Below are 22880 nucleotides of genomic sequence, written 5' to 3'. Positions count from 1 at the left end.
GTTGTTGGTGCTGCCATCTTCGTTGGAGTGGCGCCGGCATGAATGATATTAGGAATCCGGAAGTGCCCCGAAGCTACCTCGCCTGCATCGACGCCAGGATTTCCCGCAGCGCCTCGACCACCAGGTCGTGGTCCTGCTGCTGGGGCAACCCGGACACTGTGACCGTGGCTACCGCGCCCACACCCGCCACGTACAGCGGGAAGGAGCCGCCGTGCGGGGCGTACCGGGACTCGTCGAACCAGCCCTCGTCCTCCACCCGGCCGCCGCCCCGCCGTCCGCGGAGCCCCACCAGCAGGGACGGCATCTCATAGCGGGCGGCCGTGCGCTGCTTCGCCCGGATCCAATGTTCGTTATCAGGTGTGGCCCCGTCCAGGGCCACGTGGAAAAGGACCTGCTCACCCTTGGTGATATCGATGGCAATGGGCAACCGACGGCCTTTGCCCAGTTCCACCAGGAGCAGTCCGAGGTTGAGGGCATCGTCCTTGGTGAAATGCGGGAACTGCAGCTCGCTGATCTCTGCCTCGATCCGGGCAATCAAGGCTTCAAGCGACCCTTCCGGCTGGCTCACGGCAGAGTCCGGATCAAACGTCGTCACAGGGGAGGGTTCGGCAGTCATGGCCCACAATCTACCCCTCTCGCGGTGTAAACTGGACCACGCCCACAAGGGCAGATTTATTTACGACAGGGGAGCGCCGCCGTCGGGCATCACTGGCTTTGCCAGGGAACCGCAGGTGGGCGCTGAGAGTGCGGACAGCCGCAGACCCTCGAACCTGATCCGGTTAGTACCGGCGCAAGGGAGTCGAGTTCTCGAAGTGTCCGGCAGGGCGGCCGATGCCGCGCGCCGGGGTGCACTTTCCCCTCCTGTTCCTCAGGAGGACCATTATGACAACTGCAACAATCAAGAAGACCGGCAACTCCTGGCGTGTGGTGGACATCGTGGTGGCCGCCCTCATCGCCATCGCCGGCGGCGTGATCTTCTGGGCCTGGTCCCAGGGCGCCGGAATCGTCTCCGCCCCCATGAACGCCGTCTACCCGCCGCTGACCGGCCTGATCGCCGGCGGCTGGATGATCCCGGCGGTACTGGGCATGCTGATAATCCGCAAGCCGGGCGCTGCCATCTTCTGCGAAACCGTGGCCGCCACGGGCGAGCTCATCATGGGATCGCAGTACGGCGCCACCGTGCTGATCTCCGGACTCCTGCAGGGCCTGGGCGCCGAACTGGTGTTCTTCCTGCTGGTCTACGGCAATTTCAAGTTCAAGTCGTTCCTGCACCAGAAGTTCAACCTCATCGCTGCGCTGCTGGCCGGTGCCGCTGCCGGGCTCTTCTGCGGCCTCAACGACTCCTTTATGCCGTGGGGCTGGAACATCGCCTATGAGGCCGGTGACAAGCTGGCCTACATCCTGTTCTGCACTCTCTCCGGTGCCATCATCGCCGGCGCCCTGTCCTGGATCGCCACCCGCGGCCTGGCCAAGACCGGCGTCCTCAGCTCCTTCGCTTCCCGCAAGGCCGCTTCGGAGCGCGTCTTCAACTGATGACACCTCCCGACGCCGGCGCTTCTGCTGCGCGGCCCGCTTCAGTTTCCGCCCGGGGCTGGGGCTGGCGGCATGCCGGCCGCTCCACACCCGCCGTCCGGGGACTCGATCTGGAGATCGGCCCGGGCGAGCGGGTGCTGCTCCTGGGCCCCTCAGGAGCGGGGAAATCCACACTCCTGCACGCCCTTGCCGGTGTGCTGGGGGATGAAGAGGACGACGCCGACGAAACCGGTTCGCTGCTCATTGACGGTTCGGCTCCGCGGGAGCGGCGAGGCCGGGCCGGGCTTATGCAGCAGGATCCGGAAACGCAGGTGGTGCTCTCGCGGCTTGGTGACGACGTCGCCTTTGGTGCCGAGAACCTGGCAGTGCCCCGGGAAGAGATCTGGCGGCGGGTCAATGAAGCACTTGAGGACGTGGGGCTCCGCAGCGCCGGCTCCAGGCAGAATTCAGGCGGACAGGGTTCTGCCGGACAGAGTGCTGCCGGACAGGCTGCCGCCGGACAGGGTGCCGGCGGGCTGCCGCTGGACCACCCGACGTCGGCCCTGTCCGGCGGGCAGAAGCAGCGCCTCGCGCTGGCCGGCATTCTGGCCATGCGGCCAGGGCTGATCCTGCTGGATGAACCGACGGCTAACCTGGATCCTAACGGGGTGCTGGAGGTCCGCGACGCCGTGGGCCGCTGCCTGGATAAGACCGGCGCCACACTGGTGGTGGTGGAGCACCGCGTCTCCGTCTGGAAAGACCTGGTGGACAGGATTGTGGTGCTGCAGCCGGGCTCTGACTCGGCGTCTGCAGTCCTGCTTGACGGCCCTCCGGACCAGGTGCTTGCAGATGCCCGGGACATGCTGGCCGGCGCCGGCGTCTGGGTGCCGGGCTACGTCCCTGCCACCCGGGCCCGCAGTTCGCCGGGTTCGGGCGGACTTCTGCTGGCCGCCGAGGAACTGGCAGTGTCCCGCGAACGGCCCCGCCGCCGCGGCTTCACGACCATTGCGCCTGTGCCGGTGCAGGAGGGGATTTCCGCGCAGGTCCGCGAGGGGCGCGCGCTGACGGTGACCGGCCCCAACGGCTCCGGGAAATCCACCTTCGCGCTCACACTCGCGGGGCTGTTGGCGCCGGTCCGCGGAAAAGTTTCGGCAACCGTGGACCTGAGCCGCGGCGCGGGTATCGATCCTTTCCGATGGAAGGCCAACCAGCTGATTTCCCGGGTGGGCACCGTGTTCCAGGAGCCCGAGCACCAGTTCGTCACCGGGCGCGTCCTTGACGAGTTGATGTTTGGTCCCCGCCATCTGGGACACGGCGAGGAGCGCGTCGACGACCTGATCCAACGGCTGCGCCTGACCCACCTCGTCGAGGCCAACCCTTACACCCTTTCCGGCGGTGAAAAGCGGCGCCTCTCCGTGGCCACGGTGCTGGCAGCCCACCCCAAGGTCCTGGTGCTGGACGAGCCAACCTTCGGCCAGGACGCCAACACCTGGGCTGAGCTGGCCTCCTTCCTTTCCGAGCTGCTGGACGCGGGAACGGCGGTTGTCTCCGTGACCCATGACCAGGAGTTCAGCGCGGTCCTGGGCGGCACTGAATTGCAGCTTGGCCCCGCCTCCCAAGGAGACGCCCGGCTGGAAGCGGGTGCCGCATGAGGACAGCCCTGAACCTCCGCGGCAACCACGCTCTCCTGACCCGTGCCAATCCGCTGGCGAAATTCGCGGCCGTGTTCCTGATTACCCTCGTGCTGGCACTGTCCATCGACTGGGTGTCTGCCACCACGGCGCTGGTGGCGGAGCTTGCGCTCTTTCCACTTGCCGGCCTCACGCTGCGTATCCTGTGGCAGCGGGCCTGGCCCCTGATTCTCGCCGCGGCCGTTGGCGGCTGGAGCACATCGATCATGGCAGCTGACAGCGGTGCCGTACTGCTCGACGTCGGGATTTGGTCCATCAGCGAGGGTTCCCTGCAGCTGGGGATCGGATTTATGCTGCGCGGCCTGGCCATTGCGCTGCCGGCCATCCTGCTGATGACCTGCACAGACCCGACGGACCTCGCTGATGCGCTGGCGCAGAAGGCGAAGCTGCCGCACCGTTTCGTCCTGGGCACGCTTGCCGCCATGCGCCTCGTGGGGCTCATGGCGGAGGAATGGCAGACCATTGGCATGGCCCGGCGTGCGCGCGGAGTCGGCTCGCAGGGAAGTCCCCTCGAAAGGCTGCGCGCCACATTGGGCCAGAGTTTTGGCCTGCTGGTGCAGGCAATCCGGCGCGCTTCCCGGCTGGCGGTCACCATGGAAGCCCGCGGTTTTGGCGGTGCCCAGCGGACCTGGGCCCGCGAATCCACCTACTCCCTGCTGGATGTCTGGGTGCTGCTGGGCGGACTTCTCATTGCCGCGGGCGCTGTGCTGGCGGCGGCGGCATTCGGGACCTGGAGCTTCGTCTGGCGCTAGCCTGGACTAACGGGGCCGCAACCGAATGGCAGGCCTGCCTCAGCTGCAGGAATAGTTGTAGTCGTAGCCGCCGTACACGAATTGGGCCAGGGTGACTTTGCCGCCGGCCGTAAGCGGGGGCCGGGAGCAATTGGCCTTTGCTCCGCGTTCCGTGCTGGCTCCGGCCAGCCAGCTGGGCAGGGAGTACAGGCTGCTGGAGCTGCTGACTGGACCAACAATCTGGTTCCACTGCACGTTGCTGGAGTAGATCCCCACCTCCGCGCCAATGCTGCGGAAGAAATCTGTCATTCCCTCCAGGACGGCCCGGTTGGCAGCCCGGTTGGTGGACCAGCTGTTTTCGGTTTCCACGTCCAGCCACCACCGGTAGGACGCAGGATCATCGATGCCGCGGATGTACGCGTCGTCATAGGCCTTGGCGTAACCGTACATATAGGAGCAGGCCTCGGAAACCTTCCCACTCTCGCATGCGCCGTAGGGGTTCCGGACAGCCGAACCCTCAGGATAGTCGTTGTTGAACGGCCACCAGGAGCCCGCAAGCGCCGGATTGGCGGTGTTCACGTAGAGGGCCACGGCGGGCTGGTCCGGATGCCACGACGACGTCCTGGCCCATTCGAGCTGTTCGGCCAGGCATGGGTTGGTGGTGTTCGCCCGTCCATTGTTGACGCCGACGATCGCGAACGCCTGCCCCTTGGGAAGGGGTCTGTTGCATTGGGGCCACGACACGTCATTGCCCAAGGACTGCTGGACGCCCTCTCCCGGCGAAGGGGCTGCGCCGGCCGGTGGGGCCAAGGCCAGCAGTACGGCGGCCGGCAGGCAGAGGACCAAGCCCAGCGATAACAGCAATGACAGCAGCAACCGCACGTGCGTTGGAGCGCGTACTGCGTTTGTGCTTCTATGCATGGCTGACACCCACCTCCGGACCTGTGAGCCCGTAGGTTTTAGTGTGCTCCGCAGACTTGGGAGGGGTCAAGGGCTGGCTCAATGGTGAGGCGATTATCGCACCAGCCGGGTATATCCAGCGTTTTGTATCACGGATTGTACTCTCAACGTTGCGAATATCTGGCGAAATAGCTCATTTATGATATATTTTGGTCATGACTCAGGAAACTGCTGACCACGTCGCCGCCACCCTTCGCGATGCCCGCAACGAGAAAGGCTGGACCCAAGGCCAGCTGGCCGCAGAGCTTGGGACCAGCCAAAGTGCCATCGCGCGAATGGAACAGGGGAAGCAGAACCTCAGCCTCAAAATGATCCAGCGCCTCGAAGCTATCTTCGGCCGCAGCATCGTCAACATTGGAAAACCCCAGATGACCCACTTGAGGGTTGAGGGCGGCCAAACCCTCTCGGGGGCAGTTGACGTCAACAGTAGCAAGAACGCCGGTGTGGCCCTTCTCTGCGCAAGCCTGATCAACCGCGGCACCACCGTCCTGCGCCGGCTGGCCCGGATCGAGGAAGTGAACCGCATCGTTGAAGTGCTTAGCAGTATTGGCGTTGAATGCACCTGGCTCAACGACACGGACCTCCGGCTCCGCCGCCCGGCCGTACTGGATCTGGCTGACATGGACGTGGAGGCGGCGCGCCGCACCCGGAGCGTGATCATGCTCCTTGGGCCGCTCCTGGATGAAACGTCTGAATACCGGCTTCCCTACGCCGGTGGCTGTGACCTGGGCACCCGGACCGTGGAGCCCCACATGCAGGCCCTTCGTCAGTTCGGGCTCTCGGTGGAAGCAACCTCGGGCTTCTATGCAGTCAAGGCACCGGCCGCGGACGAGCTCTCCCGTTCCTTTGTGCTGACGGAGCGCGGCGACACCGTCACGGAAAACGCCATCATGGCCGCTGCCCACCGGCGTGGCACCACTGTCATCCGTAACGCCAGCCCCAACTACATGGTGCAGGACCTTTGCTTCTACCTGCAGATGCTGGGAGTGGAGATCGACGGCGTGGGGACCACAACGTTGAGGATCACCGGCCAGGAGCACGTTGACGTCGACATCGAATACTTTCCGTCAGAGGACCCGATCGAGGCCATGAGCCTCATCACCGCCGGCATTGTGACCAACTCGGAGGTGACCATCTGCCGCGTTCCCATCGAGTTCATGGAAATCGAACTGGCCATGCTGGAGCAGATGGGCCAGCAGCTGGAGATATCCGGGGAATACATGGCCCGCAACGGCCGCACCCGTCTGGTGGATGTCACCACCAAACCCTCCGAACTCCATGCGCCCGAGGATAAGATCCACCCGATGCCCTTTCCGGGCCTGAACATCGACAACCTGCCGTTCTTCGCGGTGATCGCGGCCAACGCCCATGGCCAGACCCTGATCCACGACTGGGTGTATGAGAACCGTGCCATTTACCTTACCGAACTCAACCGGCTCGGCGCCCAGGTGCAGCTTTTGGACCCGCACCGGATCTACGTCACCGGTCCCACCAGGTGGCGCGCCGCCGAGGTGGGCTGCCCGCCCGCGCTCCGCCCGGCAGCCTGCCTGCTGCTGGCCATGCTTGCGGCACGCGGCGTTTCCGAGCTGCGCAACATTTACGTGATTGAGCGCGGCTACGAGGACCTCGCCGAAAGGCTCAACACCATCGGCGCAAAGGTTGAGTACTTCCAGGACTGAGCCCCCTCGATGGCGCGAGCGGGCATTTAAGCCCCCCTTGGATGGCGCGAGCGGACACTTAAGGCCCGGACGGCGGGCGCGAGCGGACACTTGAGCACCTCTCGCAGGGCCTCAAGTGTTCGTTCGCGTTTCGTCATGATGCCTGTGTCCCCGCTCCAACTCCGGCGGGTTGCAGCAGAATATAGACATGCGCACATTCGGCGTCGAGGAAGAACTCCTGATCGTTGATCCGGAGACGGGGGAACCCCTTGCACTCGCCGACGCCCTGCTCTCGGGGCGGCGGCTTGCGGCAGATGATTCCCCGCAGGATCCGCATGCCTTGGAAACCGAAGACAAGACCGCCTTCCACGACGACGACATGGGTTTGAGTGCCGAGCTGAAGCTTGAGCAGATCGAGACCCAGACCCGGCCGTGCCTGGAATATGGGGAGTTGCTGCGGCAGATACGTGCCGGCCGCCTGCTGGCCGACCAGGCGGCCCGAAAGAACGGGGCCAGGGTGGCAGCCCTGGCCACATCGCCGCTTGCCTCCACTACCCACACCACTCCGGATCCGCGGTATGCCCGGATGCTGGAGCGTTTTGGCCTGACCGCTCAGGAACAGCTGACCTGCGGATTCCACGTCCACACCTTCATCGAGTCCCCGGAGGAAGGCGTGGCCGTGCTGGACAGGATCCGCGACAAGCTGGCGGTACTCACTGCGCTGAGTGCAAACTCGCCCTTCTGGAACGGCATGCCCACCGGGTTCGAAAGCTACCGTACGCAGGCCTGGAACCGGTGGCCCACCTCCGGCCCGTCCGGCATCTTCGGTACGTATTCGGCGTACCGGCGGCTGGTGGCCCGTCTGCTGGACAGTGGTGTGATGCTGGATGAAGGCATGATCTACTTCGATGCCCGGCTGTCAAGGAACCATCCCACGGTAGAGGTCCGGGTGGCCGACGTCTGCCTTCGGGCCGAGGACGCGGCCCTGATAGCCGTGCTGGTGCGGGCAATGGTGGAGTCAGCCAGCCGGGAGTGGCACGCCGGAGTTGAACCCGCCCCTGTTCCCACCGTTCTGCTGCGGATGGCGGCGTGGCAGGCAAGCAGCAGTGGCCTGAGCGGCGAACTGCTGGACTTCGGCACCTTCCGGCCTGCCCCCGCACACGACGTTGTCCGCTCACTCGTGGATTATCTCGCTCCCGTGCTCAGCGAACAGGGCGAGCTGGGGCTGGCACGCCAGGGCGTGGAGGACGTCATCTCACGCGGCACCGGCGCCGCCGAACAGCGCCGGGTGCGCGATGCGGTAATGGAAAAGGCGGTGAGCGACAAAACGGCTGCCGACGACGGCGGGCTGGCCGCCGTCGTCGCGAAGGCAGTTGCGGTCACCATGCGTGGAGCCTCCGGCTTTCCTGACGAGGACGACGCGCCGGAGCTGCTGCGGGTCCGCCTGTCCCAGCCAGGCTTCCACTAGCAAACAGGCAGCGCGAACGGGCAGATAATGCCCACAAAAGGCGAAAAACAGGGCATTATCTGCCCGTTCGCGCCTGAGCCGGAGGTTTTTTTCGCTGTCGCCAGGCGGGGGCCGTCAGGCCCCCACTGCCAGGCGCACTCCCAGCGACAGCATCACCAGGGCGATGAGTCCGTCGAGGACACGCCACGATGACGGCCGCGCGAAGAACGGACGCAGGCTCCGTGCCCCGAATCCAAGGGCGCTGAACCAGGCAATGCTGGCGGTGATGGCGCCGGCCCCAAACCACCACCGCAGGTCCTGCGTCTGCTGGTTGGCCACCGACCCCAGCAGCAGAACGGTATCCAGGTAGACGTGAGGGTTGAGCCACGTCAGGGCCAGCACCGTGGAGATTGCCGCCCCGGCGCTGAGGGCACTCTGGCGGCCAGAGGCGGTCAGCGCCCCCGGGCGGATGGCCCGCTTGGCCGCCAGGGCACCATAGGCGGCCAGAAACGCCGCTCCTGCGTACCGTGCAACCTCAACCACCACCGGACTCGCCTCCACAAGGGCCCCAATTCCCGCGATGCCGGCGGCGATGAGCAGGGCGTCCGAGACGCTGCACACCAGGACGACGGCGGCCACATGCTCGCCCCTGATGCCCTGGCGGAGAACAAACGCGTTCTGGCTCCCGATGGCAACGATGAGGGCCAGTCCCGTGCCGAAGCCGAGAGCCGTGGTGGTCAAAAGTTGAGTCAAATCCATATCCTCCAACGTAAAGTGGAGCTTACAATTAATCCAGCTAAACATTCTTAGGAATAGTAAGGAAAGCTAATGCGAAGCTTCCAGTTGGAGCAGTTGCGGACCTTTGCTGCTGTGGTGGATGAGGGGACGCTGGAGGCCGCGGCCCGGAGCCTGGTGGTCACGCCGTCTGCCGTTTCCCAACGGCTGAAAGCGATGGAGGACGCGGCCGGGCAAATCCTGCTGCAGCGCACCAACCCCGTCCTGCCCACGGCGGCAGGGGCGGCTGTGCTGCGGTTCGCCCGGCAGGTCCGGCAACTGGAATGGGACGCCCGGCGCGAGCTCGGGGACAGCAGTGACAGCCCGGGCGCGCCGATTCCCCTGGTAGTAAATGCCGACTCACTGTCCACGTGGTTCCTGACGGCGCTGGCCAGCCTTCCCGCGGACGGCGGCGCCTTTTTTGAAATCCGCCGGGAGGATGAACAGCATTCCACGCAGCTCCTGCGCACCGGGACCGTGATGGCGGCTGTGACGGCTACGCCGGAGCCGGTGCAGGGCTGCAGCGTGGAGCCGCTGGGTGCCATGAGATACCGGGCCGTGGCCAGTTCCGGTTACGTCCGTCGCTGGTGGCCGGACGGGCCGGACCTTACCGCCGGAAGCGCGGCACCGGTGATGGATTTTGACCGGAAGGACGAGCTGCAGGGCGGCTTCTTCCAGTCGCTGACCGGCGCTGAACTGACCGCGCCGCGGCACTACGTGCCGTCGTCGGCCGAGTTCGCCCAGGCCATCGGGCTGGGGCTGGGATGGGGACTGTTGCCCGAGCAGCACTGCCTGGCTGATATCAGGAACGGCGAACTGGTGGAGCTGGCACCTGCTCATCCTGTGGATGTCTCGCTGTACTGGCAGCGCTGGAAGATAGACTCCCCGGTGCTGAACCAGCTCACCGCCGCGGTCCGCGAAGCCGCCTCGCGTCAGCTCCGCCAGCCCCAAGCCTGACACCCCGCGAACACGCGGATCGCGAACAGGCAGATAATGACGCAATAATCGCCCTTTGAGGGCATTATCTGCCAGTTCGCACGTGGGGAGGGGCCTGAAGTGTTCGTTCGCGCCGAAGGGGTGCGGCTCTCAGGCCGGCGTGGAATACTCAGGCGCGTGACGTCGTCGTACTCTTTTCACGCCAAACTGTGGCATATCCCGGAAGAAGCGGGGTGGCACTTCCTGACTCTCCCCGCGGACGTTGCAGAGGACGTTCGCGACGATGCGGGCTCGCTCCGCAAAGGCTTCGGATCGGTTAGAGTTACCGCCGAAATCTCCGGCCACACGTGGCAGACGTCACTGTTCCCGGACAGCAAAAGCGGTTCGTACCTGCTGCCCGTCAAGAAGGCCGTGAGGGACGCGGCCCGGATCAGCGCCGGTGATGACGTGGCAGTGCGACTCCAAGTCCACGGAACGGATTAGCAGGGCCAGCTCCCTTCCGGCGCGACCGGGCGGGTCAGATCTGCTTGAGCGCCCGCTCCAGGTCGCCGATCAGGTCATCCGCGTCTTCGAGGCCCACGGACAGCCGCACCACACCGTCGCTCAGCCCGATGGCCGCACGGCCTTCGGGACCCATGGCGCGGTGCGTCGTGGTGGCAGGGTGGGTGATGAGGGACTTGGCGTCGCCGAGGTTGTTGGAGATGTCGATGATCCGCAGCCCGTCCAGCAGCGCAAAGGCGGCTTCCTTGCCCGAGCGTCCGGCCGTCGTCGCGAGTTCTAGGGTCAGCACGGTGCCGCCGGCCTTCATCTGCTTGGCGGCGAGCTCATACTGCGGGTGGGATTTCAGCAGCGGGTATTTGACCCAGCTGACCGCAGGCTGCTGTTCCAGCCACTCTGCCAGCCTCAGGGCGGTGGCCGAGGAATGGTTGACGCGCAGCGCCATGGTCTCCAGCCCCTTGGTGAGGACCCAGGCGTTGAAGGCGGACAGTGAGGGTCCGGTGTGGCGCATGAGCTGTTTCACGGGGCCGTCGATGAATTCCTTGGTGCCCAGGATTGCCCCGCCCATGACTCGGCCCTGGCCGTCGATGTGCTTGGTGCCGGAGTAGACAATGACGTCCGCGCCCAGCTGGCCGCAGCGCTGCAGCAGGGGAGTGGCAAAGACGTTGTCGACGACGACGGTGGCTCCGGCGGCATGCGCCAGTTCGCTGACTGCCGCGATGTCCACGATTTCCTGCATCGGGTTGGACGGCGACTCGAAGAAGACTGCGGTGGTGGGCTGGGACAATGCTTCACGCCACTGGTCCAGGTCCGGGCCATCCACAAAGACGGTCTCCACGCCCCAGCGCGGCAGGATCTCGTTCAGGATCACGAAACAGGAACCGAACAGCGAGCGGGCCGCAACCACGCGGTCACCGGCAGCCAGCAGGGCACCCAGGGCGGTGAAGACTGCAGACATTCCCGACGCCGTCGCAAAGCACGCCTCGGTGCCCTCGAGGAGGCGGAGCCGTTCCTGGAAGGTGGCTACGGAGGGGTTCCCGTAGCGGGAGTAGACAAAGCGCTCGTCCTCGCCGGTGAAGGCGCGTTCGGCAGCTGCGGCCGATTCGTAGACGAACCCGGAGTTCAGGAAGACCGGCTCGGCGGTCTCCTGGAAATTGGTGCGGTCCAGCCCGCCACGGACTGCCTGGGTGTCAGGACTCCAGCCGGCGGCATCTTCATTGAATGTCACTTAGTTCGTTCCCAGATTCGTAGGCAGGCCGCGGTTCTTCCAGCCATTGACGGTGCGTTCGCCGTAGCGGTCCGGCTCGCCTTCAAAGCCCTCGAGGACGTTGTAGGACGTGTAGCCTGCTTGGGTGGCGGCGATGGCTGCAGCTATGGACCGGGCCCCGGAACGGCACAGGAACACCAGTTCCGTGCCGGTGTCCTCGGGTGCCTGCTGTGTCAGGTCATTGATGAAATCGGGGTTGGGGATGCCACCCGGGAACGTCCACTGGATGAAAAGGGGATCGTTGTCGGTCGCCTTGGTGTCCGGGATGCCGATATGCGCCCATTCGCCCTCCGTGCGCACATCCACCAGGATGGCGCCCTGCTCCAGCTTGGTCCAGGCTTCCTCCGGGGTGAGGTCTCCTGCGTAGCTCATGCGTGGCCCTCGCCGTCGAATTCGAGCTCTTCGCCGGCAGTTTCCAGATCGTCCACAGCGGTGGCGACGGCGGCGTCCGCGGAGGCGATCGCAGCCGGGAGGACCAGGGCCTGCGCCACGATCACGCTGCTGCCGTTGAACGTTGCGGCCGGGCTGCCGTGCAGGACGTAGCCCTCCGCCAATGCGGTTGAGATCCGCTCACAGAAGGAGCGGTCATCCGGCCCTGTGATCAGTCGGTAGGACAGCTTTTCTTCAGTGGCAGGTGCGTCTGTCACGACGGATCTCCTTCTCTCACGCTTGCAGCTCGAATTTTTTCGATATGCCGAGTATTCACCTGAGGCACCCCGCCGCGAAAGGGAGGGTTGCCGACCGGCCAGTCAGGGCTTGGCGCCGGTACTCATTACTGCCCAAAAACGTAACACCTGGCCCGCCGCCCCGCACCGCCGCCATCGTCATGTTGCGTAACCAACGCCATGCCGGACAATCACGGTATGGGGAAACAGCAGGATATGGGTGAACGATCTGTGGGAAAAGACTGTGTGGGCAAACAGCGGGGAAGGCCAGCAGTGCAAAACCGGTTGCGATGGACCGCGGTCGTCCTCGCCGTCGCATCCCTTGCCTTTGCACTGACAGGCTGCCGGGACCCCTTCGCTCCGCCGCCCTGCGGGCCGCCGGAGTACTTTGTCTCCCCGTCGGCCGTTCAGGCTGGCGGGAAGGTTACGGTCTCCGCGCAGGACACCACCTGTGATGCGCTCTACGGCGCGGATGCCCGCATCCAGGTGACGGTGACGGATGCTGCGGGGCAGACGGTCCTGGAGGAGCTCGCTCCCATGACCGACGACGGCGGCTTCACCTTTGTCTTCACCGTTCCGGAGACCATGGCTGCCGGAGAGGGCGGAGTCAGCGCTGTCCCGTACGGCGTGGACTGGTGTGATGACACCGGCGTCAACAACAGGGCCGCTCCGGGCACCCTGAGCCTGGAACGTGCGTCCTGCACCCACCGGCTGGTCCCGCTCACAGTTCACGCGGCTCCACCGGCCTGAGGTGGCACCAGTCTGAGCGTCAACGTAGGTTGACGAACGAAGTGGTGTCAACTAATGTTGACGTCGTGGAGGTGGATCGGATGAAGACACTCGTTGGATCGATGGATGGGAAGGGCCCGGCCGAGGCACTCTATGCCGTGGCGGAGCTGCAGAAGGAAGTAGGGCGGGCCGAAGCTGCCTTGGTCAGGAACGCCCGCCAGGCAGGACTCTCATGGGAAGCGATCGCCCTGTGCCTGGGCGTCAGCAAGCAGGCAGTTCACCGGAAGTACGGCAGGCGCTAGCCCGTCAACGCGGTCCGTCAGGGTTCCTGGGGCTTGGCGCACTACATTTCAGGCCTTGAGGATGAGAGCCTCGCCTTGGCCCCCGCCGCCGCAGAGGGACACAACCCCGGTGCCGCCGCCGCGCCGCTGCAGCGCCAGCGCCTGGTGCAGCACAAGGCGTGCGCCTGAGGCGCCCACTGGGTGGCCCAAGGCGATGGCGCCGCCCTCGGCGTTGATCCGCTCCGTGCTGACGCCCAGGTCCTGGGCCGATTGGATAATCACGGACGCGAAGGCTTCATTAATTTCGATCAGGTCCAGATCAGCCACGCCAAGCCCTTCCGCAGCCAGGGCGCGTTCGATGGCGCGGGACGGCTGGGAATGCAGGGAAGCGTCCGGGCCGGCAGTCTGGCCGTGGCTGCGGATCTCGGCGATCCAGCTCAGTCCGGCACGTTCCGCGGCGGCCTTGCTGGCAATCACGACGGCGGCCGCGCCGTCTGAAAGGGGAGAGGCGGATCCGGCGGTGATAGTGGCAGTCGCGGCCGTGGAGAAGGCGGGCTTAAGGGCAGCCAGGGCCTCCGCCGTCGTGCCCGGGCGAATGCCTTCATCAGAATCCACCATCAGTGCTGGACCACGGCGCTGCGGTACTTTGACCGGTGCGATCTCGGCAGCAAGCAGTCCGGCGGAGCTCGCTGCCTCCGACCGCTGATGGGACCTCGCGGCAACAGCGTCCTGGTCCGCCCGGCTGATTCCGCGTTCGGCGTTGCCCGCATCGGTTGCGGCGCCCTGGAGGACGCCGGAGACGGGGTCCTGCAGGGCATCGTAATTCAGTGAGTCCATCAGCGGGGCGTCGCCGATTGCCACACCGTTGCGAAGGCGCTGAAGCAGGTGCGGGGCGTTGCTCATGGATTCCTGGCCCCCTGCCACGATGAAGTCTGCCTCGCCGGCCCGGATCATCCTGGCGGCGTCGATCACCGCAGTGAGTCCGGAGAGGCAGAGCTTGTTGATGGTTACCGTGGGAACGTCCCAGCCAATGCCTGCTGCCAGGCTTGCCTGCCGCGCGGGTCCTTGCCCTGCACCTGCCTGGATGACCTGGCCCACGATCACCGCATGGACCTGGCCGGGGTCCACGCCTGTCCTTTCAAGTGCACTGCGGATCGCGTGGGCGCCCAGTTCACTGGATGACAGCGCGGCCAGGCTGCCCCGGAATCGTCCGAAGGGAGTGCGGGCGCCGCCCAGGATGACTGCGGTACGCGCGTCAGCTTTCAGGGCCTCGCTCCTCATAGGCTCGTTACTCAGGGCCTCGTTGCTCATGGTGGCTGCCTTCCACTGGGTTCGGGTCTCGGACTTGGTGCCGGAAAGGGGGCGGGGGCTAATGCAGGAGCAGCTGGTGGAGGAGGTGGTCCTGCCAGCTGCCGGCGATGTGCAGATACTCCGGGGCCACTCCGATTTCCTGGAAGCCGGCCCGCCGGAGGATCTTCCGTGATGCACCGTTGTGGACCAGGGTGGCTGCCTGGACCCGGTGGAGGCCCAGCTCCATGCGGGCATGCTTCACGGCAAACAGCACGGCAGCGGAACCTACCCCCTCGCCGTTGTAGTCTTTGTCCACCCAGTACCCCAGATGGGCGTTGAGGAACGGCCCCCGGACAATGCCCGTCAGGGTGACGGTGCCGATGACGCGGCGGCCGTCCAGCAGGATCCAGGGAATTTCCTGCCCCACTGAATGCTGGGCGAGCCTGATGTGGATGAGTCCAAGCTGGTGGGAAGGGGTAAAGAACTCATCCGCACGGGCCGGCTCCCAGGGCGCCAGGTGTTCCCGGTTCCGGGCGTAGGCCTGACTCAGCAGTGCTGCATCTTCCCGGTGAAGCAGCCTGACCTGGATGTTGCCGATTAACTGCGAGGACTCGATGTGGTGCAACGTACCTCTTCAGGGTGTAGCCCTTGCGCCGAAACATTTGTTGCCTGAAAGAAAGGCAGTGTTCCAGAACGCCTGAGCTTCATCTTAACGCGCCAGCGTGATCCCGGACATGTAAGGCCGCCTGTGAGGCAGGCTCGCCCTGACCCTCAGACCGTGTGTTCCCCGGGAGCGGTAGAACTCCTGCCCTGGCTGAAAAACTCGCGGGTTTGCCGCGGATTTGTTCGGCAGTGTCAGGAAGAGGTTCCATGCCGCCGATGCTACGCATGGACAGCGCCGGCGGCCATGGAGTTCTTCGGAACGGTCACTGACCCACAGGGGTGGTGCCAAACATGAGGGTCCTTCGGCTGACATCGTAAAAAACCGTTCCGGCGGAAGTCAGCAGGTCCTGGAGGTTGTCTGCGTCGTCAGCGCTCAGGCTGAGGACTTCCTCCCAGGCGCCTTGGTCCAGTACCAGCTGGAGGGTCCATGTGCCTGGTTTGGTGGCCTCGCCTGCTACCCAGGTGAACTGATAATGGCTGACCTGGCGTACTTTGATGCTGTCGTCAGTTACGGGCTGTTTTGGGGTGGGATTCATGGCTGGTCCTTTGCCGGCTGGTCGCCAGAGCATCGCAGGGATAGGGACATCCCGGAAAATATGCCGGCCCAGATCCGGCCACTCACCGGAGTAATAAATTTAGCCCCGTCACTGCGCCCTGTAAATGCAGGCAGCAGAACACCTCCCTCACCGCGGCCACACTTCAGGCAGGTTGACGTCTCTGGTCAAAGTGCGGGAATCAAAGGGCGGGCGGATCAGCCCGCCGCTCTTTGTTGTCCCCGGATGGGCGTAAGACACGAAGGAGGGCATCAAGGATGGGGAGTTGCCCCTTCACCAGCTTCACGCGCGCGTCCGTCTCGGAAAACCATGCAGCGTGGTCAATCTCCGGGAAGTCCTGGATCACGCCGGAACCCTTCGGCCATTCAAGGGGAAAGGTATTGCTGAGGATCTGTTCGGGCTGGAAGTCCGCCTCCGCTGCGAAGGCTGTAATGATCTTTCCGGACGGTTGCCGGAAGGCGCCTAATTCGCGGTACTCCGCGTCCGGAGCGGGAGTTCCCATTTCCTCGGCAAACTCGCGCAATGCCGCAGTGAGCGGATCCTCGTCTTCAGGGTATTCGCCCTTGGGAATTGACCAGGACCGGGCGTCCTTGCGCGCCCAGAATGGTCCGCCCATGTGGGCAATCCAAACCTCCGGCTGACCCGTGGTCCTCCACCGGTACAACATGATCCCTGCACTGTGAACCGCCATCTGCCCTCCCCCCACAGGCTATACCTGCAGGCCGGGCTGTACTCCGGCCTGCGCTTTTCCGGCCTGCGCTATATTCCGGCCTGCACTTTTCCGGCCTGAAGGCCGGGACGTGCCAAATCCGAAACTTCGTGCGACCATCCCAGCATGACCGCGGAGAATACCATTCCAGCCCTGATCGACAAGGCCCGGGAGGAGATGCTTTTTATCGGACCGGACCACCCCTACTATCCGATCCTCGCAGGCCTGGTCTCCGCCGTCGGAACAGCCTGGCAGCAGGGCTATGACCAGCATCGACGAGGCGGGCCGGCAGAGAACCCATACAGCTGGAGACCATCCCCTGGCGCATAGCCAGGGGACATGGACCCCGAAGAAAATCCGGCTACTGAATTCGGGCAAACAGCTCGTTCAGCTCGGCGGTCAGCTGCTTCTGGACGGCAGGCGTGCCGATCTCCTTGCCGTCGATGTGGTTGACGGGCGCCAGCAGCCGGATGCTGGAAATCAGCCAGACGGCGTCGGCCTCCAGGAGGTCCTGCGGCTGCAGGGGGCCATACCCGAGTTCCCAGCCCGCCGCCGCGGCGGCCTTGAAGAGGGCTTCCTGTGATGTCCCGGGGAGGATGCCGCTGTCCAGCTGGGGCGTGACGAGCCGGCGCACCGTACGGGTGCCACCGGCGCCGTCGTCGGACCTTTGCAGGTGGGCCAGCAGGACAGTGGACGTAGGTCCCTCCAGGACACGTCCGTCTGAGGACGTAAAGATGACGTCGTCAGCGCCTTGTTTGTGTGCGTGCCGCAGCGCTGCCATGTTCACCGCATAGGACAGGGTTTTGGCACCCAGCAGGAGCCACGGCGCGCGCTCGGCTGCGTCACTGTCGTAGCCCCGGTCAAGGAGGATGACGTCGATGCCTGTCTCGCGCTGGCGCCGTCCAAGGGAACCTACGGGTGACACCTGTACCCAGCACGTGGGTCCGGATGCCCCTTCGACGCCGCGCGTTACAACCAGCTTCACCACCAGCTCGTCATCCGCCGGCGTGCTTGCCGGATGCTGGGAACGATGCTCGGCCACACCAGTTTCGATGGCACGCCGCCACTGATCCTGCCCGGGAATGTCCAGGTCCAGGGCCACGGCCGAGCTGTCCAGCCGGTTCAGGTGCGCCTGGACCTTACGGACCCTGCCGCCCACCGCAAGCATGGACTCGAAGACGCCGTCGCCGCGGGTGGCGCCCTGGTCCGTGGCCATCAGCTGGGGCTGGGAAGCGTCCGCCAGCCGGCCGTCCTGGAAGGCAGGGTCAAGAAAAACGAGCACCACGGAAGCAGGAGAAGTCATGGCTTCAGCTTAGTCCCGGCCCGCCGCGGATAAGCTGAAGCCATTGCCTGGCCGGAAACCGTCCGGCGGGTACACAGACCCGGGGGTGGTTCGAGTGTTGTGGCCGTTGTCGCTTGCGGGTACCTCGCCCACGTGGCTTGTGGTGCTGCTGAGCGTTGCGGACCTGGCCATCAGGGTGCTGGCAGTGGGCATCATCCCCGGCAACAGGCGCCCCACGACGGCCATGGCCTGGCTGCTGGTCATCTTCTTTGTGCCCTTCGTGGGCCTGGTGCTCTTTCTGCTGTTCGGCAACTTCAAGCTCTCCAGCCGTCGGCGGCAGCAGCAGGAACAAGTCAATGACAGGGTGCGCGCGGGCATCTCCTCCCTCGCCGACGTCGAAAGCCACTACCCCGGGCCGGAATGGGTGACGTCCGCCGCGGAACTGAACCGGCGGCTTGGCTCGCTCCCCATGGTGGACGGCAATTCCGTTGAGCTCCTCCCCGGCTACCCGGATTCGATCCTGGCCATGACCCAGGCCGTCCGGAAAGCGAAGAAGTTCGTCAACGCCGAGTTCTACATCATGAGCACCGACCACATCACCGATGACCTGCTCACGGCTCTGGAAGAGGCCACCGAACGAGGCGTCGAAGTCCGGGTCCTGTTCGACCACATCGGCACCCTCCGGATCAAGGGCTACCGTGACCTGCTCAAGCGGCTCAGGGCCGGCAAGATCCAATGGAAGCGCATGCTCCCGCTGCTGCCCATTCATGGCCAGTGGCGCCGGCCGGACCTGCGCAACCACCGCAAGATCATGGTGATCGACGGCGAGCTGGCCTTTACGGGATCCCAGAACCTGATCGAGCCCTCCTACAACAACCCCAGGCACCGCAAAGCCGGCCGCGAATGGGTGGAACTGATGGCCTGCCTGCGGGGCCCCATCGTGACCACCCTCAACGTGGTTTTCGCCACCGACTGGCTCAGCGAAACCGACGAATCCTTGGAGCACCAGCTTCAGCTTCCGTCCAACCCCGAGCCCGGCAAAGTGACGGCGCAGGTGGTACCCAGCGGTCCCGGGTTCATCACCGAAAACAACCTGCGGCTGTTTAACACCCTGATCTACTCGGCCCAGCACCGCATCTCCATCTGCAGCCCCTACTTTGTGCCGGACGATTCCCTGCTCTACGCCATCACCACGGCGGCCCAGCGCGGCGTGGACGTGGAACTTTTCGTCTCGGAGAAGGGCGACCAGTTCCTGGTCCACCATGCCCAGCGTTCCTACTACGAGGCCCTGCTGGAGGCCGGCGTCAGGATTTACCTCTACAAGGCCCCATTCGTGCTCCACGCCAAGCACTTCACCATCGACGATGAAGTGGCAGTCCTGGGGTCCAGCAACATGGACATGCGCTCCTTCTCGCTCAACCTGGAGGTCTCGGTGATGCTCCTGGGCGCTGAGATCGTGAACAATATGCGCGCGGTGGAAAATACCTATCGGGACATTTCGCACGAGCTCAAACTGGAGGACTGGCTGAAGCGCCCGCTCGCGGCCAGGTACGTGGACAACGTGGCGCGGCTGACCGCCACCGTGCAATAACCCGCGGAGTTTTTGTCCATTTGTGGCGACTTCCGGTGGGTTCAACCCGCCCGATCTGGACAAAAACTCCGTGGGGGTCAGGAGTCCGGAAACACGGCCCCCAGAGCCGAGAGCACACCGAAGGCCTTGACCCGGATCTCCTCATACTCCTCGTCCGGCGCCGAGTCGGAGGTGATGGCACCGCCGACGCCGAGGGTCAGTTCGGCCGTTGCCTTACCGTCGTTGCCGTCCCCGGCATCAGCCCTGATCACCAGGGTGCGGATGGCCACTGCCAGGTCCGTGGCGCCGTTGAGCGAGAAGTAGCCGATGGCGCCGGAATAGATCCCGCGCGGCTCCCCCTCCAGCCGGTCCAGGATGGCCATGGTGCTGATCTTGGGCGCCCCCGTCATGGACCCCGCCGGGAAACACGCGGCCACGGCCTCGGCCCGGGGCGAGCCTGGCAGCAGCCGGGCATCGATGGTGCTCACCATCTGATGCACCGTGGCGTAGCTTTCAATCTCGCACAGCCGGCTGACGGTGACCGATCCCGGCTCCGCGAAGTGGCTCAGATCGTTCCGCAGCAGGTCCACGATCATGATGTTCTCGGCGCGGTCCTTGAGCGAGGTGGCCAGCTCCCGCCGCAGCTCGGCGTCCCGGACCGGATCCGCAGCCCGGCGGCGGGTGCCCTTGATCGGCTCGGCACGCATGCCGCCGTCGGAGGCTATCTTCAGGAACCGCTCAGGCGAGGTGCTGGCAACGGTCAGCGGGCCGAATCGGAGATAGCTGCCAAAGGGTGCCGGGTTCTGGCGCCGCAGCGCCAGGTAGGCCTCCCACGGTGACAGCGATTCGGCCGGAACCAGGGCCGTGAGGGTGGTGGTGAGGCACACCTCGTAGGAATTTCCTTCACCGATTTCGTGCTGCGCCGCGGCGATCTTGTGCTTGTAGGCCAGTTCGCTGTCGCGGCTGCTGAACGCCGGCAGCGTTGGAGGCGCCAGCGGCGCGGAACGTACGACGGCGTTGCTCCCGGCGTCGTGCGCCGTCCCCGGACCGGCTGGGGCTGCTTCTGTTACCGCCAGCCGGGCGCCCGCCAGCCACTCGTCAGCGTCCGGCGACTCGAGCGCCAGGAGCCACGCCGTTTCCTCCGCATGGTCCAGGACCACGGCCCGGCCGGCGAAGATCAGCGCGGCATCCGGGGTGGGGGCGAAAACGTCGCTTCCCCCGGTTTCGCGCTTGAGCTCATAACCCAGGCAGCCGAGCCAGCCCAGCGTAAATTCGCCGGGGTAGCCCTCGGGTGCCCGGACGGTGCTGCCGCCCCAGGCGGTGTCGAGCCAGCGGAAGAACGGGCCTGCCACCTTGGCGGTAGCGCAGCCGGCGGTTATCAGGCTCTCGCCGGAACGGTGGGTAAGGGCCTGGCCGAACGTCCCGCCGTCGTCTGCCAGGATGCTGAAGCGGCTGCGTTCCGTGGCAGGGGACTTCTCAGCCCCGTGAGCGGACGGTGCATTGGAGGAGTCCAGCCAGACGGCATTCGGAGAGCTTCCGTAGAGCTTGCTAAAGAGGGTTGCGGCGTCCGGGCTGGAGTGAAGGCGCTCGGCCCGGAGCCTGTGGCCGCGGCGGGTGAAAAGTTCGGGCACCAGGACCTGCGCCAGGGCGGGGAGGCAGGGGAGGAGCTGCAGGACATCGGCGGGGGCGGACCCGTCTGCCGGATTGAGCACGCGAAGGTCCGCCTGCCCGGGGACGTCATCCCCGGCGAGCCAGTCGTCCTCCTGCGCAGCCCACTCGTCCCAGAACGGCTCGTAGGTGCCGCCGTCCCGGTCCAGGGCGCGCGACCGGCGGACGTCCGTCGGGGAGTCGGCCCAAATAACGGCACTGAGCAGCGGGCGCGCTTCGGCGGCGGCCGCTCCCACGCCCTCAATGATGACAATCTCCGCGGGCAGCGTGACCCGGGTGTCGCCGTCGTAGTGTTTTTCCCAGTCCCAGCTGATCCACGTAGCTTGTTCTCCGCGGCTCAGGGGCGTGAGCACGGTTGAAACGTAGCGCTCCACACCAGCCCTCAGGCCGTTCCACCCTGGGTAGATGTCCTCGAGGTGGAACAGCGAAACCTTGTGATGGTTCCTGAGGCGTGCGGCCAGTTCGATGGCCAATGTGGTCTTTCCTGCGCCGGACCGCCCGTCGATGGCGATGATCACAGGTGCGGGGGTCATGAAATAGAGCGTACCTGCCCGGCCGCTTTCCCGGCTGCAGCCCTTCTGTGCAGCCCTTCCGTGCAGCCGGCCCGGTCAGCCCTGCCAGCCCTGCGAGTCAGCCCTGCCGGGCCTTCATCCGGGGGTTCTTCTTGTTGATGACAAACGTCCTGCCGCGACGGCGCACCACCTGCGCTCCCGGCATCTTTTTCAGTGCCCGCAGGGAATTCCGTACCTTCATGATGTGCTCCTCTTTTGCTTGTTCAGGTTGGTTGTTCAGGTCGGTTGATGCTGGCTGACTAGGCTTCTTCGGAATTCAGGCCAAACGGGTCATGCAGGCCGTCAAAGCCGGCGAGCATCTCCGCGTCGGTCAGTTCGCAGCCCCTCAGCAGCTGTTCGATCTCCGCCGAGTCAACGTCCTCGCCGGTTGCTGCCAGCACGGTCCCCCGGCATTCCGGCTGCCGGTTGCATCTGGCAGCGGTTGCGGCGCTGGAGCCCGACGGCGGCGCTCCTGTCTGGGTGCCCCAGGCGCCGGTGTTTTCGAGCCAGACGCGTGGCCCGATGCCCTGGATGGCGATCCGGCATTCAGGCGCCGAGGCGATCCATAACCGGCCGCGCAGAACGCAGCAGCCTTCGGCGAGGGTTGCCAGGGCGTGCCGGAACCGCTCCGGGTGCAGCGGGCGCTCCACGCTTTGGAAAACGGTGGCGAACGGCGAGGCCGGCACGGTTGCGCAGGAAGCCGGATCATGGACGGTCCCGGGAACCGTCCGGGCAACGGCGTCGGCGTAGTGGTGGAGGCCAGGGCGTACATCGGTGGCACCCGGCGCCACGTGGGCGTGCGGGGCAAGTTCGCGGATCAGGTGAACGCCCCTCTCGTGTCCTTGCTGGTCGGCCGGAACGATGTCCGGTGCTGCCAGGAGGACAGTGTCGTTGAAGCACAGTTCGCCGAGGAGAAACTCCCCGGGAGTGCGCTGGTCTTCATGGATGGGCGTGAAACCGGACTCGAACAGCGTGTGGTGGTCCCAGATGTGGTCTTCCAGGGCGTCCGGGGCACAGGCCAGGACGGCCGAATCAATGGTGAAGGGACTGGACAGCCCACGGTCAAGGGCGGCAATCGCGGCGGCGGCAGGCACGGCGGAGGGGAGGCCAACAATGATGCGGGTGGCACCGGCGGAGAGCAGCCCCTCGATGGTGGGGACCAGGTCCAGGCGTACCGTGCAGCTCAGGCATCCGTGCTCGAGCTGCGTCTCTACCCGTTCCAGAAGCTGGTCTGCGCTGAAGACCCGCCGAATGACCACGCCGTTCTCGAGCAGGTCATGCAGGACCACCACACTTTCAGGGTGGCTGGCGGCCAGGTCCTGGCACGCCTGCTGCCGGCACAGGGAATCGATCGAACTGACAACAGTGAGATGCATGCGGCAAGTCTAAATGAGAATGGTTCGCAATTACAAATGGTTGCCGCCCGCCTGGTGACTGCCGGCGT

Annotated in this window: 25 protein-coding genes and 2 riboswitches; of the genes, 11 read left to right on the top strand and 14 right to left on the bottom strand. The window is 65.4% G+C overall.

The window, feature by feature from the left end; genetic code table 11:
• Nucleotides 1-73: 73 nt before the first annotated feature.
• Nucleotides 74-616 (bottom strand): heme-degrading domain-containing protein, encoded by a 543-nt coding sequence (locus M1E17_RS21810; protein ID WP_457964116.1) that lies wholly within the window; start codon nt 614-616, stop codon nt 74-76.
• Nucleotides 617-673: 57 nt separating this feature from the next.
• Nucleotides 674-815, top strand: a riboswitch (TPP riboswitch).
• Between the two features lie 67 nt (nt 816-882).
• Between M1E17_RS21810 and M1E17_RS21805 the strand changes: the two genes are divergently transcribed.
• The 3 genes from M1E17_RS21805 to M1E17_RS21795 are packed head-to-tail and all read left to right on the top strand — an operon-like array spanning nt 883 to nt 3955.
• On the top strand, nt 883-1533 hold the full coding sequence (locus M1E17_RS21805) for an ECF transporter S component (RefSeq protein WP_457964114.1): 651 nt from the start codon (nt 883-885) through the stop codon (nt 1531-1533).
• Nucleotides 1533-3164, top strand: coding sequence for an ABC transporter ATP-binding protein (locus tag M1E17_RS21800; RefSeq protein ID WP_457964112.1), 1632 nt, complete (start codon nt 1533-1535; stop codon nt 3162-3164). The genes M1E17_RS21805 and M1E17_RS21800 overlap by 1 nt, the downstream gene beginning before the upstream one ends.
• Entirely contained in the window at nt 3161-3955 is a 795-nt protein-coding gene (locus tag M1E17_RS21795; protein ID WP_457964110.1) for an energy-coupling factor transporter transmembrane component T family protein, read from the top strand. Before M1E17_RS21800 ends, M1E17_RS21795 begins: the two co-directional genes overlap by 4 nt.
• 39 nt (nt 3956-3994) lie before the next feature.
• Here the strand turns inward: M1E17_RS21795 and M1E17_RS21790 are convergent, their stop codons facing one another.
• Nucleotides 3995-4855, bottom strand: coding sequence for a hypothetical protein (locus M1E17_RS21790; RefSeq protein ID WP_457964109.1), 861 nt, complete (start codon nt 4853-4855; stop codon nt 3995-3997).
• A gap of 194 nt (nt 4856-5049) precedes the next feature.
• On the opposite strand from M1E17_RS21790, the gene M1E17_RS21785 reads away from it, so the two are divergent.
• The gene (locus M1E17_RS21785) at nt 5050-6573 is read left to right on the top strand and encodes a UDP-N-acetylglucosamine 1-carboxyvinyltransferase (protein ID WP_457964107.1); all 1524 of its coding nucleotides are present in this window, start codon (nt 5050-5052) and stop codon (nt 6571-6573) included.
• A gap of 187 nt (nt 6574-6760) precedes the next feature.
• Nucleotides 6761-8020, top strand: coding sequence for a glutamate--cysteine ligase 2 (locus M1E17_RS21780; RefSeq protein ID WP_457964106.1), 1260 nt, complete (start codon nt 6761-6763; stop codon nt 8018-8020).
• 114 nt (nt 8021-8134) lie between these two features.
• On the opposite strand, the gene M1E17_RS21775 is transcribed toward M1E17_RS21780, so the two are convergent.
• Complete coding sequence (locus M1E17_RS21775; RefSeq protein ID WP_457964104.1) at nt 8135-8758, bottom strand: LysE/ArgO family amino acid transporter; 624 nt, start codon at nt 8756-8758, stop codon at nt 8135-8137.
• 69 nt (nt 8759-8827) lie between these two features.
• Here M1E17_RS21775 and M1E17_RS21770 point away from each other — a divergent pair, with 69 nt between their 5' ends.
• Both M1E17_RS21770 and M1E17_RS21765 read left to right on the top strand, forming a co-directional pair.
• On the top strand, nt 8828-9730 hold the full coding sequence (locus tag M1E17_RS21770) for a LysR family transcriptional regulator ArgP (RefSeq protein ID WP_457964103.1): 903 nt from the start codon (nt 8828-8830) through the stop codon (nt 9728-9730).
• 156 nt (nt 9731-9886) lie between these two features.
• Entirely contained in the window at nt 9887-10192 is a 306-nt protein-coding gene (locus M1E17_RS21765; RefSeq protein ID WP_457964102.1) for a DUF1905 domain-containing protein, read from the top strand.
• A 34-nt stretch (nt 10193-10226) separates the two neighbouring features.
• Here the strand turns inward: M1E17_RS21765 and M1E17_RS21760 are convergent, their stop codons facing one another.
• From M1E17_RS21760 to M1E17_RS21750, 3 genes are read right to left on the bottom strand one after another with little or no spacing between them, the layout of a single operon-like run.
• The gene (locus M1E17_RS21760) at nt 10227-11435 is read right to left on the bottom strand and encodes an O-succinylhomoserine sulfhydrylase (protein ID WP_457964100.1); all 1209 of its coding nucleotides are present in this window, start codon (nt 11433-11435) and stop codon (nt 10227-10229) included.
• Nucleotides 11436-11846, bottom strand: a complete 411-nt coding sequence (locus tag M1E17_RS21755) for a rhodanese-like domain-containing protein (RefSeq protein WP_457964099.1) — start codon at nt 11844-11846, stop codon at nt 11436-11438.
• Nucleotides 11843-12121 carry a DUF1737 domain-containing protein gene (locus M1E17_RS21750; protein ID WP_457964097.1) on the bottom strand — a complete coding sequence of 93 codons (279 nt, stop codon included), beginning with the start codon at nt 12119-12121 and terminating at the stop codon, nt 11843-11845. The genes M1E17_RS21755 and M1E17_RS21750 overlap by 4 nt, the downstream gene beginning before the upstream one ends.
• A 13-nt stretch (nt 12122-12134) precedes the next feature.
• A riboswitch (SAM riboswitch) is annotated at nt 12135-12251 on the bottom strand.
• Between the two features lie 104 nt (nt 12252-12355).
• Between M1E17_RS21750 and M1E17_RS21745 the strand changes: the two genes are divergently transcribed.
• Together M1E17_RS21745 and M1E17_RS21740 are read left to right on the top strand one after the other, a co-directional pair.
• Nucleotides 12356-12889 carry a hypothetical protein gene (locus tag M1E17_RS21745; RefSeq protein ID WP_457964095.1) on the top strand — a complete coding sequence of 178 codons (534 nt, stop codon included), beginning with the start codon at nt 12356-12358 and terminating at the stop codon, nt 12887-12889.
• A gap of 80 nt (nt 12890-12969) precedes the next feature.
• Nucleotides 12970-13170, top strand: coding sequence for an AsnC family protein (locus M1E17_RS21740; RefSeq protein ID WP_457964093.1), 201 nt, complete (start codon nt 12970-12972; stop codon nt 13168-13170).
• A 48-nt stretch (nt 13171-13218) separates the two neighbouring features.
• On the opposite strand, the gene M1E17_RS21735 is transcribed toward M1E17_RS21740, so the two are convergent.
• From M1E17_RS21735 to M1E17_RS21720, 4 genes are all read right to left on the bottom strand, one after another.
• Nucleotides 13219-14430, bottom strand: a complete 1212-nt coding sequence (locus tag M1E17_RS21735; protein ID WP_457967887.1) for an acetyl-CoA C-acyltransferase — start codon at nt 14428-14430, stop codon at nt 13219-13221.
• An 88-nt stretch (nt 14431-14518) separates the two neighbouring features.
• Nucleotides 14519-15064 carry a GNAT family N-acetyltransferase gene (locus M1E17_RS21730; protein ID WP_457964091.1) on the bottom strand — a complete coding sequence of 182 codons (546 nt, stop codon included), beginning with the start codon at nt 15062-15064 and terminating at the stop codon, nt 14519-14521.
• 301 nt (nt 15065-15365) lie between these two features.
• Nucleotides 15366-15638: a hypothetical protein gene (locus M1E17_RS21725; RefSeq protein WP_457964089.1), complete on the bottom strand. Its 273-nt coding sequence runs from the start codon at nt 15636-15638 to the stop codon at nt 15366-15368.
• A 199-nt stretch (nt 15639-15837) separates the two neighbouring features.
• Nucleotides 15838-16347, bottom strand: coding sequence for an NUDIX domain-containing protein (locus M1E17_RS21720; protein ID WP_457964087.1), 510 nt, complete (start codon nt 16345-16347; stop codon nt 15838-15840).
• Nucleotides 16348-16491: 144 nt separating this feature from the next.
• Between M1E17_RS21720 and M1E17_RS21715 the strand changes: the two genes are divergently transcribed.
• Nucleotides 16492-16695, top strand: a complete 204-nt coding sequence (locus tag M1E17_RS21715; protein WP_457964086.1) for a hypothetical protein — start codon at nt 16492-16494, stop codon at nt 16693-16695.
• Nucleotides 16696-16726: 31 nt separating this feature from the next.
• Here the strand turns inward: M1E17_RS21715 and M1E17_RS21710 are convergent, their stop codons facing one another.
• Nucleotides 16727-17668 (bottom strand): aminodeoxychorismate lyase, encoded by a 942-nt coding sequence (locus tag M1E17_RS21710; RefSeq protein ID WP_457964084.1) that lies wholly within the window; start codon nt 17666-17668, stop codon nt 16727-16729.
• Nucleotides 17669-17765: 97 nt separating this feature from the next.
• Between M1E17_RS21710 and cls the strand changes: the two genes are divergently transcribed.
• Nucleotides 17766-19238: a cardiolipin synthase gene (cls, locus tag M1E17_RS21705; RefSeq protein ID WP_457967885.1), complete on the top strand. Its 1473-nt coding sequence runs from the start codon at nt 17766-17768 to the stop codon at nt 19236-19238.
• Nucleotides 19239-19315: 77 nt separating this feature from the next.
• Here the strand turns inward: cls and M1E17_RS21700 are convergent, their stop codons facing one another.
• The 3 genes from M1E17_RS21700 to M1E17_RS21690 form a co-directional block, all read right to left on the bottom strand.
• A complete protein-coding gene (locus M1E17_RS21700; RefSeq protein WP_457964083.1) occupies nt 19316-21418 on the bottom strand; it encodes a chorismate-binding protein in 2103 nt (700 codons plus the stop codon).
• A 97-nt stretch (nt 21419-21515) separates the two neighbouring features.
• Complete coding sequence (ykgO, locus tag M1E17_RS21695) at nt 21516-21638, bottom strand: type B 50S ribosomal protein L36 (protein ID WP_056624948.1); 123 nt, start codon at nt 21636-21638, stop codon at nt 21516-21518.
• Between the two features lie 58 nt (nt 21639-21696).
• Nucleotides 21697-22812, bottom strand: coding sequence for a GTP-binding protein (locus tag M1E17_RS21690; protein WP_457964082.1), 1116 nt, complete (start codon nt 22810-22812; stop codon nt 21697-21699).
• Nucleotides 22813-22880 lie beyond the last annotated feature (68 nt).

The sequence above is a fragment of the Arthrobacter sp. D1-29 genome, assembly GCF_054130585.1.
This window is presented reverse-complemented; position numbering and strand designations above follow the sequence as displayed.

Excerpts from the sequence above, each read along its gene's own strand:
- M1E17_RS21725 (WP_457964089.1), bottom strand. The coding sequence starts at position 15,638 with ATGAATCCCACCCCAAAACAGCCCGTAACTGACGACAGCATCAAAGTA.
- M1E17_RS21700 (WP_457964083.1), bottom strand. The coding sequence starts at position 21,418 with ATGACCCCCGCACCTGTGATCATCGCCATCGACGGGCGGTCCGGCGCA.
- M1E17_RS21810 (WP_457964116.1), bottom strand. The coding sequence starts at position 616 with ATGACTGCCGAACCCTCCCCTGTGACGACGTTTGATCCGGACTCTGCC.
- M1E17_RS21710 (WP_457964084.1), bottom strand. The coding sequence starts at position 17,668 with ATGACTTCTCCTGCTTCCGTGGTGCTCGTTTTTCTTGACCCTGCCTTC.
- M1E17_RS21740 (WP_457964093.1), top strand. The coding sequence starts at position 12,970 with ATGAAGACACTCGTTGGATCGATGGATGGGAAGGGCCCGGCCGAGGCA.
- M1E17_RS21720 (WP_457964087.1), bottom strand. The coding sequence starts at position 16,347 with ATGGCGGTTCACAGTGCAGGGATCATGTTGTACCGGTGGAGGACCACG.
- M1E17_RS21735 (WP_457967887.1), bottom strand. The coding sequence starts at position 14,430 with ATGAGGAGCGAGGCCCTGAAAGCTGACGCGCGTACCGCAGTCATCCTG.
- M1E17_RS21800 (WP_457964112.1), top strand. The coding sequence starts at position 1,533 with ATGACACCTCCCGACGCCGGCGCTTCTGCTGCGCGGCCCGCTTCAGTT.
- M1E17_RS21755 (WP_457964099.1), bottom strand. The coding sequence starts at position 11,846 with ATGAGCTACGCAGGAGACCTCACCCCGGAGGAAGCCTGGACCAAGCTG.
- M1E17_RS21805 (WP_457964114.1), top strand. The coding sequence starts at position 883 with ATGACAACTGCAACAATCAAGAAGACCGGCAACTCCTGGCGTGTGGTG.
- M1E17_RS21780 (WP_457964106.1), top strand. The coding sequence starts at position 6,761 with ATGCGCACATTCGGCGTCGAGGAAGAACTCCTGATCGTTGATCCGGAG.
- M1E17_RS21690 (WP_457964082.1), bottom strand. The coding sequence starts at position 22,812 with ATGCATCTCACTGTTGTCAGTTCGATCGATTCCCTGTGCCGGCAGCAG.
- M1E17_RS21770 (WP_457964103.1), top strand. The coding sequence starts at position 8,828 with ATGCGAAGCTTCCAGTTGGAGCAGTTGCGGACCTTTGCTGCTGTGGTG.
- M1E17_RS21715 (WP_457964086.1), top strand. The coding sequence starts at position 16,492 with ATGACCGCGGAGAATACCATTCCAGCCCTGATCGACAAGGCCCGGGAG.
- ykgO (WP_056624948.1), bottom strand. The coding sequence starts at position 21,638 with ATGAAGGTACGGAATTCCCTGCGGGCACTGAAAAAGATGCCGGGAGCG.
- M1E17_RS21795 (WP_457964110.1), top strand. The coding sequence starts at position 3,161 with ATGAGGACAGCCCTGAACCTCCGCGGCAACCACGCTCTCCTGACCCGT.
- M1E17_RS21775 (WP_457964104.1), bottom strand. The coding sequence starts at position 8,758 with ATGGATTTGACTCAACTTTTGACCACCACGGCTCTCGGCTTCGGCACG.
- M1E17_RS21790 (WP_457964109.1), bottom strand. The coding sequence starts at position 4,855 with ATGCATAGAAGCACAAACGCAGTACGCGCTCCAACGCACGTGCGGTTG.
- M1E17_RS21785 (WP_457964107.1), top strand. The coding sequence starts at position 5,050 with ATGACTCAGGAAACTGCTGACCACGTCGCCGCCACCCTTCGCGATGCC.
- M1E17_RS21745 (WP_457964095.1), top strand. The coding sequence starts at position 12,356 with ATGGGTGAACGATCTGTGGGAAAAGACTGTGTGGGCAAACAGCGGGGA.